General features: G+C 62.2%; 18 protein-coding genes and 1 tRNA gene. 11 read left to right on the forward strand and 8 right to left on the reverse strand.

Annotation, left to right across the window (positions count from 1 at the left end; all coding sequences use genetic code 11):
- The 4 genes from VFW93_RS05755 to VFW93_RS05770 form a co-directional block, all read left to right on the forward strand.
- On the forward strand, positions 1 to 1378 hold a 1378-nt coding region (locus VFW93_RS05755), incomplete at its 5' end, for an efflux RND transporter permease subunit (protein WP_329693035.1).
- Positions 1379 to 1457: 79 nt separating this feature from the next.
- Positions 1458 to 2111: a protein-L-isoaspartate O-methyltransferase gene (locus VFW93_RS05760; protein WP_329693036.1), complete on the forward strand. Its 654-nt coding sequence runs from the start codon at positions 1458 to 1460 to the stop codon at positions 2109 to 2111.
- Positions 2112 to 2139: 28 nt separating this feature from the next.
- Positions 2140 to 3549: a TolC family outer membrane protein gene (locus VFW93_RS05765; protein ID WP_329693037.1), complete on the forward strand. Its 1410-nt coding sequence runs from the start codon at positions 2140 to 2142 to the stop codon at positions 3547 to 3549.
- 157 nt (positions 3550 to 3706) lie between these two features.
- Positions 3707 to 4051, forward strand: coding sequence for a hypothetical protein (locus tag VFW93_RS05770; RefSeq protein WP_329693038.1), 345 nt, complete (start codon positions 3707 to 3709; stop codon positions 4049 to 4051).
- 58 nt (positions 4052 to 4109) lie between these two features.
- Here the strand turns inward: VFW93_RS05770 and VFW93_RS05775 are convergent.
- The 6 genes from VFW93_RS05775 to petA all read right to left on the reverse strand — a co-directional run bounded on the left by VFW93_RS05775 (position 4110) and on the right by petA (position 8463).
- A tRNA-Thr gene (locus VFW93_RS05775) sits at positions 4110 to 4185 on the reverse strand.
- Between the two features lie 63 nt (positions 4186 to 4248).
- Positions 4249 to 4878, reverse strand: coding sequence for a ClpXP protease specificity-enhancing factor (locus tag VFW93_RS05780; RefSeq protein WP_329693039.1), 630 nt, complete (start codon positions 4876 to 4878; stop codon positions 4249 to 4251).
- Positions 4879 to 4906: 28 nt separating this feature from the next.
- A complete protein-coding gene (locus VFW93_RS05785; protein WP_125242292.1) occupies positions 4907 to 5521 on the reverse strand; it encodes a glutathione S-transferase N-terminal domain-containing protein in 615 nt (204 codons plus the stop codon).
- 139 nt (positions 5522 to 5660) lie between these two features.
- The gene (locus tag VFW93_RS05790) at positions 5661 to 6425 is read right to left on the reverse strand and encodes a cytochrome c1 (RefSeq protein ID WP_329693040.1); all 765 of its coding nucleotides are present in this window, start codon (positions 6423 to 6425) and stop codon (positions 5661 to 5663) included.
- 24 nt (positions 6426 to 6449) lie between these two features.
- Positions 6450 to 7853 carry a cytochrome bc complex cytochrome b subunit gene (locus VFW93_RS05795; protein WP_329693041.1) on the reverse strand — a complete coding sequence of 468 codons (1404 nt, stop codon included), beginning with the start codon at positions 7851 to 7853 and terminating at the stop codon, positions 6450 to 6452.
- Positions 7854 to 7866: 13 nt separating this feature from the next.
- A complete protein-coding gene (petA, locus tag VFW93_RS05800; RefSeq protein ID WP_329693042.1) occupies positions 7867 to 8463 on the reverse strand; it encodes a ubiquinol-cytochrome c reductase iron-sulfur subunit in 597 nt (198 codons plus the stop codon).
- 263 nt (positions 8464 to 8726) lie between these two features.
- Between petA and mscL the strand changes: the two genes are divergently transcribed.
- Together mscL and VFW93_RS05810 are read left to right on the forward strand one after the other, a co-directional pair.
- Positions 8727 to 9149, forward strand: coding sequence for a large conductance mechanosensitive channel protein MscL (gene mscL, locus VFW93_RS05805; RefSeq protein ID WP_329693043.1), 423 nt, complete (start codon positions 8727 to 8729; stop codon positions 9147 to 9149).
- A gap of 96 nt (positions 9150 to 9245) precedes the next feature.
- Entirely contained in the window at positions 9246 to 11789 is a 2544-nt protein-coding gene (locus VFW93_RS05810; RefSeq protein WP_329693044.1) for a DUF1631 family protein, read from the forward strand.
- Here VFW93_RS05810 and pdxA read toward each other — a convergent pair.
- Positions 11778 to 12803, reverse strand: a complete 1026-nt coding sequence (pdxA, locus tag VFW93_RS05815; RefSeq protein ID WP_329693077.1) for a 4-hydroxythreonine-4-phosphate dehydrogenase PdxA — start codon at positions 12801 to 12803, stop codon at positions 11778 to 11780. The genes VFW93_RS05810 and pdxA overlap by 12 nt on opposite strands.
- Before the next feature lie 157 nt (positions 12804 to 12960).
- On the opposite strand from pdxA, the gene hisI reads away from it, so the two are divergent.
- The 5 genes from hisI (at position 12961) to tatC (ending at position 15402) form a co-directional block, all read left to right on the forward strand.
- A complete protein-coding gene (hisI, locus tag VFW93_RS05820; protein ID WP_329693045.1) occupies positions 12961 to 13353 on the forward strand; it encodes a phosphoribosyl-AMP cyclohydrolase in 393 nt (130 codons plus the stop codon).
- Complete coding sequence (locus tag VFW93_RS05825; protein ID WP_329693046.1) at positions 13350 to 13739, forward strand: phosphoribosyl-ATP diphosphatase; 390 nt, start codon at positions 13350 to 13352, stop codon at positions 13737 to 13739. Before hisI ends, VFW93_RS05825 begins: the two co-directional genes overlap by 4 nt.
- A 110-nt stretch (positions 13740 to 13849) precedes the next feature.
- Positions 13850 to 14086: a Sec-independent protein translocase subunit TatA gene (tatA, locus tag VFW93_RS05830; RefSeq protein ID WP_329693047.1), complete on the forward strand. Its 237-nt coding sequence runs from the start codon at positions 13850 to 13852 to the stop codon at positions 14084 to 14086.
- Positions 14087 to 14133: 47 nt separating this feature from the next.
- The gene (locus tag VFW93_RS05835) at positions 14134 to 14598 is read left to right on the forward strand and encodes a twin-arginine translocase TatA/TatE family subunit (protein ID WP_329693048.1); all 465 of its coding nucleotides are present in this window, start codon (positions 14134 to 14136) and stop codon (positions 14596 to 14598) included.
- A 12-nt stretch (positions 14599 to 14610) separates the two neighbouring features.
- Positions 14611 to 15402 (forward strand): twin-arginine translocase subunit TatC, encoded by a 792-nt coding sequence (gene tatC / locus VFW93_RS05840; protein WP_329693049.1) that lies wholly within the window; start codon positions 14611 to 14613, stop codon positions 15400 to 15402.
- 19 nt (positions 15403 to 15421) lie between these two features.
- On the opposite strand, the gene VFW93_RS05845 is transcribed toward tatC, so the two are convergent.
- Complete coding sequence (locus tag VFW93_RS05845) at positions 15422 to 16600, reverse strand: S1C family serine protease (RefSeq protein WP_329693050.1); 1179 nt, start codon at positions 16598 to 16600, stop codon at positions 15422 to 15424.
- Between the last annotated feature and the right edge of the window lie 12 nt (positions 16601 to 16612).

Raw genomic sequence — 16612 nt, forward strand, 5'->3', positions numbered from 1 at the left:
TGTCGAAGCGCTGATCCGCCACATGCCCGAAGTCAGCTACACGCTGTCCACCATCAACACGGGCTTTTCATTGGGGCGCAACCAGGTCAGCATCTATGTGCGCCTGAAGGATCGGCATCAACGTCAACGCAGCGTGGACCAGCTCTCTGCACCGCTCCGGCAAGCCTTGAGCCAGTTGCCCGACATCACCGTCACCCACGTCGGCCTGCTGGATTCGGTGGGCGGCCAGAAGCCCATTCAGCTCTCCATCCAGGGCACCAGCCTGGCCGAACTCGGCAAGCTGTCTCAGGAAACCCTGAACAAGCTGAGCAAGGTGCCGGGCCTGGTTGACCTGGACACCAGCCTCAAGCCCAACAAGCCCACGCTGGACATCCGCGTGCGCCGCGATGCGGCCGCCGACCTGGGCCTCAATGTGGATGCGATCAGCAACGCCTTGTCCGTGCTGGTGGAAGGCAAGACGGTGGGCAGCTGGCTGGCTTCCGACGAGCAGAACTACGACATCCGCGTGTCCCTGCGTCCGCAAGACCGCCGCACCGCAGAAGACCTGCGCAACCTGCCCCTGGTGGCGGGCACCGATGCACAGGGCCGCCCCCGCATCGTCAAGCTGCACCAGGTGGCCGACGTCATCGAAGGCCTGGGCCCCACGCAGATCAACCGCCGCGACCTCAACCGAGAGGTCGAGATCACCGCCAACGTGACGGGCCGCTCCATGGGCGAGGTCTCTGCCGACATCAAGGCCATCCTGGACAAGACGCCCTGGCCCACGAACTACCACTATCGCTTCGGTGGCTCGACCAAGGACATGAAGGAGGCCTTCGAATACGCCGCCTCGGCGCTGGGCCTGGCCGTGATCTTCATCTACATGATCCTGGCCTCGCAGTTCCGCAGCTTCCTGCAACCCATTGCCCTGATGAGTTCGCTGCCACTGACCCTGATCGGCGTGGTCGTGACCTTGCTGGTGTTCGGCTCCACGCTCAACATGTTCTCCGTCATCGGCATCATCATGCTCATGGGCCTGGTCACCAAGAACGCCATCCTGCTGGTCGATTTCGCCAACCGGGCGCGCCTGGGCCACAGTGGCGAGACCGACAACACCGAGCCCTTGCCCCGCCGAGAAGCGCTGCTGCTGGCTGCCCGTGTGCGGCTGCGACCCATCCTCATGACCACCCTGGCCATGGTCTTCGGCATGGTGCCGCTGGCCTTTGCCCTGACGGAGGGCTCCGAACAGCGGGCGCCCATGGGTCAGGCCGTGATCGGTGGTGTCATCGCCTCGTCCCTGCTGACCCTGGTGGTGGTGCCCGTGATCTACACCTTCCTGGACGATTTCAGCATGTGGGTAAAAAATCGCTTTAATTCGGACAAGTCACTGTCGCATTAAGGCAAACCCTGCGGCTCTTCTTAAAATCTATGTTTTATCCGGATTACTTTCACTTACCGTCTCCCGTAGGATGCCCAGCATGAACGTCGAACAAGCCCGTTTCAACATGATCGAGCAACAGATCCGCCCCTGGGATGTCCTGGACACCTCGGTGCTGGCCCTGCTGTCTGCCGTTCGTCGCGAAGATTTCATCCCCGCCGACCACCGCGCCCAGGCCTTCATGGACCTGGAGATTCCGCTGGGTCAAGGCCGCTCCCTGCTGGCTCCCCGTGTTGAAGCCCGCATGGTCCAGGACCTGAACCTGAGCAAGCGCGACACCGTGCTGCTGATCGGTGCCACCACCGGCTACGTCGCGGCCCTGCTGGCCCACAAGGCGCAGCGCGTGATTGCACTGGAAGCCGATGCAGCCCTGGCCACAGCGGCCCGCACCAATCTGCGTAACGCCGCTGTGAACAATGCGGAAGTGGTGCAAGCCGACGGCAGCGCCGGTTTCCCTGGCCAGGCACCGTACGACGCCATTTTGCTGACCGGCTCGGTCGCACAGGTTCCCCAGAGCCTGCTGGACCAGCTCAAGACTGGCGGTCGCCTGCTGGCCATCGTTGGGCAGGAGCCCATCATGCAGGCCACGCTCTACACCCGTGTGAACGACGCGCAGTTCAGCAGCCAGGTGCTGTTTGACACGATCGCGCCCCGACTGGCCGGCTTCACCGAGCCCAGCCGGTTCCAGTTCTGAAGAACCATACCCATTTGATTGAGGAATCATGATGTCCAAGTCCGTCAAAACGGCCGTGTCGCCCACTGGCCAACGCGTTGCCGCCAAGAAGCGTGCCCTCGCCATGGCCTGCTCTGCGGCCTTTCTCAGCCTGGCGGGCTGGACACATGCGCAAGCCGAAAATCTGGTGGACCTGTATCAGGCCGCCAAAGGGTATGACGCCGCCTACCTGTCTGCCAAGGCGCAGGCCGAGTCGGTGCAATATCAGGTGGAGCAGACCTATGCACTGTTGCGTCCCAGCCTGGGCTTGAAAGGGTCGATCAACCGCAGCCACTTCGGCGCAGATACGGATGTCCCTTCTGCATACGCCATGCTGGGGCAAACCACCTACAACGCGAACACCACGACCAAGAGCATCGCCCTGGCGGGCAAGATGCCGCTGCTCAACCGCGCTGATGCCGCCAAGGTGGATCAGGCTGAACAGTCGCTGATCGCTGCCCAGGCCGATCTGACCATCGCTGAAAACGACCTCGCCGCGCGCCTGACCCAAGGCTATTTCGATGTGCTGGCGGCCCAGGACGTGCTCAACACGACCCAGGCCAACAAGAAGGCCCTGGCCGAACAACTGGCGTCGGCCAAGCGCAACTTCGAAGTGGGCAATGCCACCATCACGGACACCCGCGAAGCCCAGGCCCGATTCGACCTGGCATCAGCCCAGGAAATTGCGGCCACCAATGACCTGCGCGTCAAGCGCATCGCCCTGGATCAACTGGTGGGCCGCACGGACGTGACGCCCAGCCCCCTGCTCGCACCGTCCAAGCTCGACACACTGGCCCCAGGTCAAATGGACGACTGGGTGGCCCAGACTGCCAACGCACCTGCCGTGCGCAAGGCCGAAGTGGGTCTGAAGGTGGCCAAGCTGGAAATCGAGAAAGCCAAGGCAGGTCACTGGCCCACACTCGATGCCGTGGCCAACCTGTCTCGCAGCAAGATCGACTCCAACTCCACGTCTGCAACGGCAGGCTCCGGCACCACGGCCTTGATCGGTGTTGAACTGAACGTGCCGCTCTACGCTGGTGGCGCCATCCAGAACCGCATCAAGGAAGTGCTGGCCTTGTCCGACAAGGCCGAACGAGATGTGGACAACGCGAAGCGCAGCGTCGCCCTGGCCACGCGCCAGGCGTTCTCAGGCGTGCAGTCCGGCCTGGCCCAGGTCAAGGCCTATGAGGCTGCTGAAGCCTCGGCCAAGCTGGCACTCGAGGCCACGCAACTGGGCTACCGTGTTGGCGTGCGCATCAACAAGGACGTGCTGGACGCCCAGACCCAACTGACCTCCACGCAGAAGGACCTCTACAAGGCCCGCTACGACGTCATCGTGGGCTCCATCAAGCTCAAGCAGGCGGCCGGCACCCTGAAGGCCGACGACCTGGTCGACCTCAACAAGCTGGTGGCGCAATAAACCAGCGCTCGTTGACGGCATTCAGGCCAACGCCCTTGCAGCAGGCCCGCCACGTGCGGGCCTTTGTTCTTTGTGATGGCGCAAGCTGGAACGCTATGAAGCACAGAATGCATGCGCTACATTGAATACAACCGCACCCGATTCGACAGGAGACAACATGACACCCAAGCGCCTGATCACGCTCACCTGCGCCACGCTGGTGGCCGCGCTGGCTGCCTGCAGCAGCGCACCACAGCATCATGAGCGTTATGCCGGCCATGTGATCGAAGGCAACGCCGACATGGTGGTGGGCTGCAAGCTTCTGGACACCTTGAGCAGCAGCTCTGGCTTGACTGGTTTCTTTGCGCCCAAGGGCGTCGACAACATCAAGCAGACCCTGTTGCGACAAGCGGACGGCATGGGTGCTACCCACGTGGTCTGGGACAAGCCCAACGTGGGCTATGACACCACGAGCCTGAGCGGCAAGGCCTATCAGTGCCCGAGCGCAGACCATCCGCGCTAAGCCAGGCCCGCAAAGACAAAAGCCTGCAACCTTATGAGGGGTTGCAGGCTTTTTAATATGGTGCCGGCTGTCGGATTCGAACTGACGACCTACCGCTTACAAGGCGGTTGCTCTACCAACTGAGCTAAGCCGGCATCAGATCTTTGCAATCAAGGACTGCGAGATCAGAAGCCGATATTCTACTACGGGAATCAGGCTTATTTGATGCGTCGCAGCGCCGGGCGACCACCGCCAGTCGGGGGAGGATCATGAGGCTCGTCACCGCCATCCACCAGCTTCGGCGCAGACTCCACCTCAACCGGCTTGACCGACTTGGGGCGATCCTTGGGCGCAGGTACAGCGGCAGGTTCCTTGCCGTCACTCTTGCCCGCCTTGGCCAGCTTCAATGAAGGCCCACGCTCTGCCGGGTGATCTGCAGGCAGGGTCGCATGCAGAACCGCCACATCACTGCCGTCATCCGGCGAGGAAGGCGAATCAACGCCCTCACCCCCCAGGGATGTCGGCACGGGGAAGGCCATGCCCTGCCCGTTCTCACGGGCATAGATGGCAATCACGTGATCGGTGGGCACGCAGATATCCCGCGCCATGCCGCCGAAACGCGCCTTGAACTCGATGTAGTCATTGCCCAACTGCAACTGGCTTGTGGCCTCGAAGCTGACATTGAGCACGATCTCGTTGTTCTTGACGTATTCCTGCGGCACCTGAACGGAGCGGTCCACATAAACAGCCAGATAGGGCGTGAACCCGTTGTCGGTGCACCAGTCGTGCAAGGCACGAATCAGGTACGGCCGGGTGGATGAACCCTGGGAATCTTGTTCAGTGGACATGCTGCTCTTCAGACCGGAATCGGATCACTTACTTGCGCATCACTTTTTCAGACGGCGTCAGGGCTTCGATGTAGGCCGGACGCGAGAAGATGCGCTCAGCATACTTCAACAGCGGCAGTGCGTTCTTCGACAGCTCGATGCCGTAGTAATCCAGGCGCCACAGCAGCGGGGCAATCGCCACGTCCAGCATGGAGAAATCGTCGCCCAGCATGTACTTGTTCTTCAGGAAGATCGGAGCGAGCTGAGTCAGGCGATCACGGATCTGCGAACGGGCCTTTTCCAGCTGCTTGTCGTTGCCCTTCAGACCGCCACGGCCTTCGAGCAGGTTCACGTGCGCAAACAACTCCTTTTCGAAGTTCAGCAGGAACAGGCGAACGCGTGCACGGGCGACAGGGTCACCAGGCATCAGCTGAGGATGCGGGAAGCGCTCATCAATGTACTCGTTGATGATGTGCGACTCATACAGGATCAGATCGCGTTCAACAAGGATGGGCACCTCGTTGTACGGGTTCATCAGGGCGATGTCTTCCGGCTTGGCAAAGACGTCGACGTCACGGATTTCGAAATCCATGCCCTTTTCAAACAACACGAAGCGGCAACGATGCGAGTAAGGGCAGGTCGTTCCGGAGTAAAGCACCATCATGGCGGTGGGCTCCTAAAAGTCAGTCTAAAAAGGCTCGCGGTGCCACGGGCACCACAAAACAACGAAGCGCAGTGACTGCTTTGCAGCAGGCCACTGCGCCATCAACGCACTCACTGAAGACTCAGCGAGAGCGCCTCGATCACTTCACGTCTTTCCAGAAGGCAGCGTTCAGGCGCCATGCGATGAAGAAGAAGATACCCAGGAAAATCAGCACGCCCACGCCCAGGCGGGTGCGCTGGTTCTGCACAGGCTCACCCATCCACTGGAGATAGGCCACCAGATCGGCCACGGCGCTGTCGTACTCGGTCGCAGACAGGGTGCCCTTGGTGATGTCTTCGAAACCTTCGAAGTGATGCTCGACCTTGGCCGGGTTGTGCGGATCAGCGTGTTCCACGAACTTGGCGCTGCGCTGGCCCTGGAGTTCCCACAGCACGTGCGGCATGCCGACGTTGGGGAACACGATGTTGTTCCAGCCGGTCGGACGGGTGTCGTCGCGGTAGAAGCTGCGCAGGTAGGTGTAGAGATAGTCTGCACCGCTGCCGCTGCTGCTGGCGCGCGAACGTGCGATCAGCGTCAGGTCAGGCGGCACGCCACCGAACCAGGCCTTGGCGTCCTTGGGATCCAGCGACACCTTCATGACTTCACCCACCTTGTCGGTCGGGAAGAGCAGGTTGTCCTTGATCTGCTGCTCGGTCAGGCCAATGTCCCTCAGGCGGTTGAAGCGCATGAAAGCAGCAGCGTGACAGTTCAAGCAGTAGTTGACGAACAGCTTGGCACCGTTTTGCAGGGCAGCCAGGTCGGTGACGCGTTCCTTGGGGAACTTGTCCAACACCATTTCGGTATTGGCGTGCGCGCCCGAGACCAGGGCAAACGCAGCCAGCAAAGAGGCAAGGATTTTTTTCATGTCTGTGTTTCCTGCTTCCGTCTATCAGTGGGGCGTAAAGGTCACGCGGTCAGGCACCTTCTTGAAAGTACCCAACTGGCTCCACCAGGGCATCAGCACAAAGAAGCCGAAGTACAGCAGCGTGCCAACCATGGACACCAAGCCGCCGATTTCAGAGGGAGGCTGCACACCCAGGTAACCCAGGATGACGAAGTTGATCACGAAGATGCCGTAAACAATCTTGTGCCAGCTCGGACGATAGCGGATGGACTTGACCGGGCTCTTGTCGAACCAGGGCAGACCAGCCAGGATCACCACGGCACCACCCATCACGGCCACGCCCCAGAACTTGGCTTCGAACACCTTCAGCAGACCGATGAGCACGGCAGCAGCCACCACGCCAGCAATCTTGGCCTGACCGGTACCCTTGCCCTTGATCAGGTTCAGGAAGGCAGCCAGACCGATGATGACGGTCAGCACGGTGATCATCTGGTCGGTCGTGGCACGCAGCATCGAGTAGAAAGGCGTGAAGTACCAGACCGGTGCGATGTGCGCTGGTGTCTTGAAGGGGTCAGCCGGGATGAAGTTGGGCGTTTCCAGGAAGTAGCCGCCAAACTCGGGCATGAAGAAGATCACAGCCGAGAAGCAGATCAGGAAGCCCACCACGCCCACGATGTCGTGCACCGAGTAGTAGGGGTGGAAAGGCACGCCATCCAGCGGATGGCCGTTGGCATCCTTGGGGCCTTGCTTGATTTCCACACCGTCGGGGTTGTTCGAACCCACTTCGTGCAGCGCGATGATGTGCGCCACCACCAGGCCCAGCAGGACCAGGGGCACGGCAATCACGTGCAGCGAGAAGAAGCGGTTCAGCGTGGCATCGCCCACGACGTAGTCGCCGCGGATCAGGATGGCCAGGTCAGGACCGACGAAAGGAATGGCGGAGAACAGGTTGATGATCACCTGGGCGCCCCAGTAGGACATCTGACCCCATGGGAGCAGATAGCCCATGAAGGCTTCAGCCATCAGGCACAGGAAGATCAGGCAACCGAAGATCCACACCAGTTCACGTGGGGTACGGTAGGAACCGTAGATCAGGCCACGGTACATGTGCAGGTACACCACGATGAAGAACGCCGAAGCGCCCGTCGAGTGCATGTAGCGGATCAACCAGCCCCAAGGCACATCACGCATGATGTACTCGACCGAGGCGAAAGCCAGGGCCGCATCGGGCTTGTAGTTCATGACCAGGAAGATGCCGGTCACGATCTGGATCACCAGCACGAGCATGGCCAGCGAACCGAAGAAATACCAGAAATTGAAGTTCTTCGGCGCGTAGTACTCGGACATGTGCTCCTTGTACATCTTGGTGGCCGGGAATCGGTTGTCGACCCAGGTCATCAACTTTTCGCCTGCCGAGGCGCCGGCAGGCGCTTGCTTGAATTCAGCCATTGCGTGTCTCCTGTCAGGCCTTCTTGTCTTCACCAATCAGCAGCTTGGTGTCAGACAGGTACATGTGAGGCGGGATTTCCAGATTGTCTGGAGCGGGCTTGTTCTTGAACACGCGACCAGCCAGGTCGAAGGTCGAACCGTGGCAAGGGCACAGGAAACCACCCGGCCAATCATCAGGCAGCGAAGCCTGAGGGCCGGCCTGGAACTTGGACGAAGGCGAGCAACCCAGGTGGGTACAGATACCGACAGCCACCAGCACTTCAGGCTTGATGGAGCGGTGCTCGTTGCGGGCGTATTCCGGCGTCATTTCCAGCTTGCGCTCGGACTTGGGATCAGCCAGCTGGCCATCGATCTTGGACAGACCGGCGACCTGTTCGGGCGTACGCTTGATGATCCACACGGGTTTGCCGCGCCATTCCACCGTCATCATCTCGCCCGACTTGAGGTTGCTGATATCAGCCTCAACGGCAGCACCCGCTGCGCGAGCACGTTCTGAAGGTTGGAAGGTCGAAACGAAGGGGATGGCGGTGGCCACGCCGCCCACGCCACCGGCGGCGCAGGCCATGGTCACCCAGGTCCGACGGCTTTGATCCACTGGCTGATTGCTCATGGGTATCCTTTTGGACTTATAGAGGACTGATGGGACGATGAGATTGGGGTCAACCTCGCATTCTAACGGACGTCAGCGGCCCCTCTCCCGCTCGACCCAACTTGTTGATCAGACTCAGGACGGATTCAGCCTGTAACTTTTTGGCAACAACTGGCTTTGAACCCCGCCAAAGAGCGCGTCGGCGTCACAGGCAAACACGTGCGACACGCCTACAGTTACTGAGGATGACAAATTAACTTCCCTCAAGCATTGGAGATGCAGCCATGAGTTTTTTCAGCGAGTTCAAGGAATTTGCCGTCAAGGGCAACGTGGTCGATCTGGCCGTCGGTGTGATCATCGGTGGCGCATTCGGCAAAATCGTCGATTCGCTGGTCAATGACCTGATCATGCCGCTGGTCGGCAAGGTGGTCGGCGGGCTGGATTTCAGCAACTACTACATCGCACTGGCCGGGCAGCAGGCCGGGCTGACGCTGGCAGACGCCAAAAAGGCTGGCGCCGTCTTCGCTTACGGCAGCTTCCTCACCGTCGCCTTGAACTTCATGATCCTGGCTTTCATCATTTTCCTGATGATCAAACAGATCAACCGCATCAAGAAAGAGGCCCCTGCAGCCGCTCCGGCAGCCCCCGCCCCCACGCCCGAAGACATCGTGTTGCTTCGTGAGATTCGTGACAGTTTGAAAAAATAACGAAAGGCCGGGCAGGACCGGCCGATATCCAACGATCAAAGGCAATGCCTTTTTGGGACAGTACATGTGCCCCTTTGATCTGATTGGACCCGTCCTGTGACCGACCCACGTTTCGACCTCGTTATTGACCGCGCCATCAGCCGCGTCAACACGGCGGTGTCGGATGCCGTCGACAAGGTCGCGACCCAGCTCGGTCCATTGACCTTGTCGGCCACCAGCAACCTGCAGCGGCAGGTGCTGATGAGCGCCGAACGTGATCTGCAGCTCAAATCCCACCAGTTGCGCAGTGCCTTCGGCAAACGGTTCCGCCAGCAGGTGGACAAGATCGCGGGTAGCGCCCGCGCACAGCACAGCGGTCACCAGGTGCTGGCCACGGAGACCGACTGGGCCTCCCTGTCCCTGGTGGACAACGCCGAGGTGGAGCGCGGCGTCACCGCCGATCGCCTGGCGCAGGCGCTCACCCATGAATGCGATGCCGAACTGGAGTCCCTGGCCGCCTACATGACGGCCCTGATGAACGACCCCAATCCGGAACGCAATCCGCTTCGCCCGCAAGAAGTCGCACGGGCCTTGCTGGAAGCCATCGCCGACCTCAACAGTGCCGACGACGTCGTGCAGGTGCTCGCACAGCACCTGGGGCGCGTCCTGGGCCCGGAACTGGCCACGTGCTACGGCCAGATCGTGGCGGACTTGCGGAGTCAGGGCGTCACGCCACGAGGCCTGACTGTCAACCGCACGCGCAGCACCACCAGCGTGCATGGCGGCATGTCGCCCACGAACCCCGGCAGCCTCAGCGGTGAGCTACCTCAACCCACACAGCCAGGGACCTTCCCCGACAGCATGGGTGGGCGCGTGACGTCCGGCTACCAGAACACGGCGCCCCTGAATGCCGAAACGCACATGCGGGCGGCCCAGGCGCTCAGCGAGATGTTCGGTGTCTCCATGCCCATGCCGATGGCGGACGGCGCCACGCCCATGGGGCTGCGAGGCGCTGCACCGCGCCAGCCGGGCGCGCTGCCGGCCGTCAGCCCGGACTTCCAGAACCTCCTGCGCCAGATCGCCGCCCAATCGCCGCCACCAGGCTGGACTGCCGATTTCCCTGGCGGCCTGCCCGCAGAGGGGGGCGCCGCAGCGTACGGCATGGCGCCTGGCGAAGCCGGCGCCGGTTTTGCCGGACCGTTGATGGCCGTCAACCTGATTCGCGCGCACCGTGAAGAGCTGGTCAAGGCCAGCGGCGGCGCGGCACTCGATCAAATGGTGATCGACATCGTGGCCGCCCTGTTCGACCAGGTGCTGTCCGACCCCAAGGTGTCGCCACAGATGGCCCGCCAGATCGCCCGCCTGCAAATGCCCGTCCTGCGGGTGGCGCTGGCGGACATGAGCTTCTTCAATTCACGCAAGCACCCGGTGCGGCGCTTCGTGAACCGCATCGCGACACTCTCTGCCTCGTTCGACGACTACGACAGCGGCCCGGGCCAGGCCTGCCTGGAGCGCATCACCGCGCTGGTCAACGACATCGTGGACGGTGATTTCGACCGCATGGACACCTATGAGTCCAAGCTGGCCGAGCTGGAAACCTTCATCGACGGTGAAAACGCCCGCGAAGCCGCTGAAAACGCAGCGGTGGCGGCCATGCTCAACGGCAAGGAAGCCGACCTGCGCGTGCACCAGCGCTACATGCAGATCCTCAAGCGGGAGCTGGCCGACGTCGAGATGCCGGACTTCCTGCGGGACTTCCTGTCGCAGATCTGGAGCCAGGTGCAGGTGATGGCCGCTGCGCGCGATGGTGCGCAGTCTCCACTGGCGGCGCGCATGAAGGCCGCTGGTCACAATCTGGCGCTGAGTGTGCAGCCCAAGGGGCACCCGCAACTGCGCAAGGAATTCCTGCTCAAGCTGCCGCAGTTGATGAAGGACCTCAACGAGGGGCTGGCATTGATCCAGTGGGCGGAAGAGGCCAAACAGGCCTTCTTCGCGCAATTGCTGCCCGCCCACGCCGAGTGCCTGAAAACCGCGCCGCAGCATGACCTGACGCAGCGCCTGCTGGAGCATCAGCTGACCAAGGTCGAGCAGATCGCCATTCCCAGCCGCGAAGAAGCCGCCAACGATCCGCTGCCGGAAGCGCTCAATGACATCAAGGCCCCACCGGTCCTGACGGTTGTACCGGCCCTGTCGCCCACCGAGATCAAGGAAGCCGGTTTCCTGCCCGAAGCGGCCGTGGTGGCCGAGGGCCCGCTGGACATCGACCTGAACCTGCCCGGCGACAACGACCCCAGCCTCACGGAAATCGACATCAATCTGGACGCACCCGCCCCGCCATCCGCCGGGCTGCAACTGGTGCACCACATCCAGAAGGGCGCCGCCTATCAGATGATGATGCAGGGCCAGTGGAAGAAGGTTCGCCTGACCTGGGTCAGCGACGGTCGCACCTTCTTCATCTTCAACCACGGCCACACGCACAAGCAGACCATCTCGCTGACAGCCAGAACGCTGGCGAAGATGTGCGATTCGGGCCGATTCAAGGCCTTCGAACAAGCCGAGCTGATCGAACGCGCCACGGTGCGCGCCCGCCGCCAGCTGGCCGCACTCAGTGGCGGCGGCAGTGGCCACAGCGCGCCGGCACGCGCCCGCTCAGCCGCCTGACCCAGCCTGACCGACGGCTCGCCCTGCCACCAGCACCCGCGCCATGCGCGCGGCCTGGGCAAAACTGGCTTCATCCGCTCGCCCCGTCCCCGCCAGATCGAACGCCGTCCCGTGATCAGGGCTGGTCCGCACGAAGGGCAAACCCAAAGTGACGTTCACGCCCTGATCCAGGCCCAGGTACTTCACCGGGATCAGTCCCTGGTCGTGGTACATCGCGATCACCACATCGAACTCGCCGGGATGCCCCGGTGCGTGGCGGGCCCGCATGAATACGGTGTCGGGGGCATGGGGGCCACTCGCGTCGATCCCCTCGGCCTTTGCTGCAGCGATGGCCGGGCCGATGATGGTCAGCTCCTCATCGCCAAACAAGCCCCCCTCGCCGGCGTGCGGGTTGAGCCCGGCCACCGCGATGCGCGGCCTGGTCATGCCCCAAAGTTGTGCACTCGCGTGGGTGATGCGGATGGTTTCCAGCACGGAGGCGTGCGTCACCTGCTCGATGGCCTGGCGCAACGCCACGTGGATGGTGACCAGCACGGTCTTGAGCTCGTCATTGGCGAGCATCATCCGGACCGGTGCAGGCGCCTGCCCGGCCGGGCTGCCTTCGGCCTGCAACAACTCGGTGTGCCCAGGGTAAGGCTCGCCCGCCAGGGCCAGCGCTTCCTTGTGCAGGGGGGCCGTCACGATGCCGGCCACCTGCCCTTGCTGAGCCAGGCGCACCGCCTCGCGGATGCAGGCCGCCGCCGCCCGACCCGCACGAACATCCACCTGCCCTGTCGGCGCATCCAGCAGATCCACGGGCAGGCCCGGTGGCACCCACACCCCCATCTGCCCTGGCGCCAGGCTGGTGTGCTGTGCCACGGCGCTCAGCTTCACCACCTCCAGTTGCTCGCTCAGCCCCAGCCAGCCGATGGCGCGCTGCATCACCTGGGGACACCCCACGACCACGGCCGGGCCACTGGCCGAAACCCACCATTTGGCGATGATTTCCGGGCCAATACCGCAGGCATCACCCATGGTGAGCGCCAGCACGCCGGATGGAGAGGCAGGAAAAGACGTTTGCGCCACAGTGGCACCCTTTCAAATGGGGGGAATTGGGCCCGACAGGCCAGATTGTCACCTCGGACAGCAAGGTCGGACGGCCCCTGGCCCCTCGATTGCTACACTGTCACCCATGACTTGGTTAGAAGAGATCCGCTGGGATGAAAATGGGCTGGTACCCGTGATCGCCCAGGAAGACACGACGGGCGACGTGCTGATGTTCGCCTGGATGAACCGCGAGGCCCTGGCATTGACCGCCGAGAAGGGCGAGGCGGTGTACTGGAGCCGCTCGCGCCAGAAGCTGTGGCACAAGGGCGAAGAGTCCGGCCACATCCAGAAGGTGCACGCCATCCGCATGGACTGCGACAACGATGTCGTGCTGCTGCGCATCACGCAACTGGGGCACGAGCCCGGTATTGCCTGCCACACCGGCCGTCACAGCTGCTTCTTCCAGAAATACGAGAATGGTCAGTGGGTCTCGGTTGACCCGGTGATCAAGGACCCTGCCAGCATCTACCGCAAATGAGCGCCACGCCCCCTACCCCGAACAACGCACCGCTCACCCCGCTGGACGTGCTGACGCGCCTGGCCGAGGTGATCGAATCCCGCAAGGGCGGCGATCCGGACAAGAGTTACGTGGCGCGCCTGTTTCACAAAGGCACCGACACCGTCTTGAAAAAGATCGGCGAGGAAGCAACTGAGACGGTGATGGCCGGCAAGGACATGGCCGCGGCGCCCTCGGAAGCCCACCGCAAGGCCCTGGTTGGCGAGTTCGCCGACCTGTGGTTTCACACCATGGTGGGCATGGCCCATCTGGGCCTGCATCCACACGATGTGGTGGCTGAACTGGCGCGCCGCGAAGGGCTGTCAGGCCTGGAAGAGTTCGCCTCCCGTAGTGCAAAAAACAAATGATGCAGGCTTAACTTCATCAGAATACACATGTGCTTATGCGGACGCGGTTCGCTGGCACGCCTCAGAATTACGTCTTTGTTTTCAAGTCGACTGACTTTTTGGAGAAGATCATGGGTTCATTCAGCATCTGGCACTGGCTGATCGTGCTGCTCATCGTGGTGATGGTGTTTGGCACCAAGAAGCTCAAGAACGTCGGCACGGATCTGGGTGCCGCCGTCAAGGGCTTCAAGGATGGCATGAAGGACGGCACCACCTCGGCTGACGCTTCGGCTGCGCCCCAGCAAGTCACCAATGCCGCTCGCAGCGACGCCAACACGGTTGACGTCGATGCCAAGAGCAAAACCTGATCGGTCAATCAGCCTTAACCGCGCAGCCGTGAGGCCGTGCGTCATCCATGATTGATTTCGGTATCGACAAACTGGCGATCATCGGCGCGGTCGCCCTGATCGTCATCGGCCCCGAGCGACTGCCCAAGGTGGCACGCACGGTGGGGGTGTTGCTGGGCAAAGCTCAGCGCTACGTGTCGCAGGTTCAAAGCGAGGTCAATCGTTCGATCGAGCTCGAAGAACTCAAGAAGGTGAAGACCGGTCTTGAGGACGCTGCGCGTGACGCCGGGCAAACGGTGGAAGACCGCATCAACGAAGCCCGCAACGCGATCTACACCGATCCGCAGGCCGACGGCTATCCTGAAACCAGTCATGAGCCTGCGCCCTACTACAGCTACGGCCCGCCGGTGCGCAAGAACTGGCGTCTCAAGCGTGGCGCCACGCCCCTTTGGTACAAGCAGCGCGCGGGTGTGCGCCGGCACGTACAGTCCGGCGCAGCGCGCGTGGCGCGCTTCCGCCCTGGCCCCCGCTAAACAGAGTCTTGTGTGAGCGATTCCAACAAACCTGACGAGCTCAATGGCAGCGAACAGCCATTCGTGTCCCACCTGATCGAACTGCGTGACCGCCTGATTCGGGCCGTCATTGCCATCGGCGTGTGTTTCGTCGTGCTGGCCATCTATCCATCACCCGCGACACTGTATGACTGGCTGGCCATGCCGCTGGTACAGCATCTGCCCAAGGGCGCCACGCTGATTGCCACCAATCCGATCTCGCCTTTCATGGTGCCGATCAAGGTGACCATGCTGGCGGCCTTCATGCTGGCCTTGCCCGTGGTGCTCTACCAGATCTGGGCCTTCGTGGCACCTGGTCTGTACACCCACGAAAAGCGGCTGGTCCTGCCCCTGATCGTGTCCAGCACGGTGTTGTTCTTTGCCGGCGTGGCCTTCTGCTACTTCTTCGTATTCGGCAAGGTGTTCACCTTCATCCAGAGCTTTGCGCCCAAGAGCATCACGGCCGCGCCTGACATCGAGGCCTACCTGAGCTTCGTGCTCAACATGTTCCTTGCGTTCGGCGCTGCATTCGAGGTGCCGGTGGTGCTCGTCATCCTGGCGCGCATGGGCATCGTCTCGGTGGAGAAGTTCAAGGAATTCCGCAGCTACTTCATCGTGATCGCCTTCGTCATCGCCGCGGTGATCACCCCACCGGATGTGGTGTCTCAGCTCTCGCTGGCCATTCCGATGTGCCTGCTGTATGAAGTCGGCATCTGGGCCGCCCAGCTGTTCGTCAAGCACACGAAGGCACCAGAGGAAAGCGAGGACGCCGCAGCGTCCTCCTGATGTCCCTGACGACCGGGGCTTACTGATCGTCCTGGTTGCGCTGCTGAACCGGTATTCTGGGGCGCTTGGCCACCACGACATTGAGCGTGAGCACTTCGCCACCACGCTGCACCTTCACCACGGCTGGAGAACCCGGCTTGAGCGCGGCCACTGTGGCCAGCAACTGCGCCGTATTGGCCACCTTGGCACCCGCCACCGCCACGACCACATCACCCGGGCGCAGGCCGCCCTGGGCTGCCGGGCCGTTGTGCAGCACCCCGGTGATCAGCACGCCATCCTTCACGGGCAGGCTGAAGGTCTCTGCCATTTCGGGGGTGAGGTCACGGGGCTCGACACCGATCCACCCTCGTGTGACCTGCCCTTCCTTGATCAGGCTCTCCATCACCTGACGCGCAGTGGAAACCGGAATGGCAAACCCGATCCCCAGGCTGCCACCCGAGCGAGAGTAGATGGCACTGTTGATGCCCACCAGATTGCCGTTGGTGTCCACCAGCGCACCACCGGAGTTGCCGGGGTTGATCGCCGCATCGGTCTGGATGAAGTTCTCGAAGGTGTTGATGCCCAGCTGATTGCGCCCCAGGGCACTGACGATGCCGGCCGTCACGGTCTGCCCCACGCCAAACGGGTTGCCAATCGCCAGCACGGCATCGCCCACCTGGATGGCATCCGAATCACCCAAAGTGATGGCAGGCAGGCGATCCAGATCCACCTTGAGCACCGCCAGATCGGTATCCGGATCCGTACCGATGACCTTGGCGGAAGCCTTGCGCCCGTCAGTGAGCATGACCTCGATATCGTCCATGCGGTCGACCACATGGTTGTTGGTCAGGACATAGCCTTCAGGCGACACGATCACGCCGGAGCCCACGCCAGATTGCGGCTGCCCCTCCTGATCACCGAAAAAGTAGCGGAACCAGGGGTCGTTGCGACGCGGATTGCGCGCAGCGGAATTGCTGGTCACCACGCTGACAACCGTGGGAGCGGCACGTTGCGCGGCCTCCCTGAACCCAAGCGCCGGCATGCCCTGCCCTTTGGGCGGCGCAGCCGGCACAGCGGGTGCCACGGCCACCGTCGCGCCGGGCAGGACTTGCCGCCAGGACACCGCCTGGATCCACTGTGGTTTGAATGTCGACACCACAAACAGCACGGCAACCGATACGGTCACGGTCTGCGAGAAAATCAGCCAGGTTTTACGCATGAATGCCAGGAA

It is taken from the genome of Aquabacterium sp. (assembly GCF_036279675.1).
Taxonomy (GTDB): Bacteria; Pseudomonadota; Gammaproteobacteria; order Burkholderiales; family Burkholderiaceae_C; genus Aquabacterium.